The following is a 276-nucleotide window of genomic DNA, read 5'->3' as shown; positions in this document are numbered from 1 at the left end:
GTGTTATTAAGGCTATCCATAGCTAAATTTCACAATAATTCATCAATCTTAATTAGATCACATTTTTACTTTAATTGGTATTAGATTCAGAAAGCAAAAAGGCTCTAGCATTTCTGCTAGAGCCTTAAATATGGCAGGGGTGGAGAGATTCGAACTCCCAACACGCGGATTTGGAATCCGCTGCTCTGCCAATTGGAGCTACACCCCTAAAACTTTCATTACTTCAGATTCGAAAAAACCTCGCACTAGGCGAGGTTATCGAATAAGTGGCGGAGT

At 39.9% G+C, this 276-nt stretch carries 1 tRNA gene; it reads right to left on the bottom strand.

The features are described from left to right. Positions 1 to 131: 131 nt before the first annotated feature. Positions 132 to 208: transfer RNA gene (locus AB4486_RS22750), tRNA-Trp, on the bottom strand. Positions 209 to 276: the final 68 nt, after the last annotated feature.

It is taken from the genome of Vibrio sp. 10N.222.55.C6, assembly GCF_041473395.1.
In the GTDB taxonomy this organism is placed as follows: domain Bacteria; phylum Pseudomonadota; class Gammaproteobacteria; order Enterobacterales; family Vibrionaceae; genus Vibrio; species Vibrio crassostreae_C.
The sequence above is the reverse complement of the archived record's forward strand: the minus strand, read 5'-3'. Positions and strand labels throughout refer to the sequence as shown.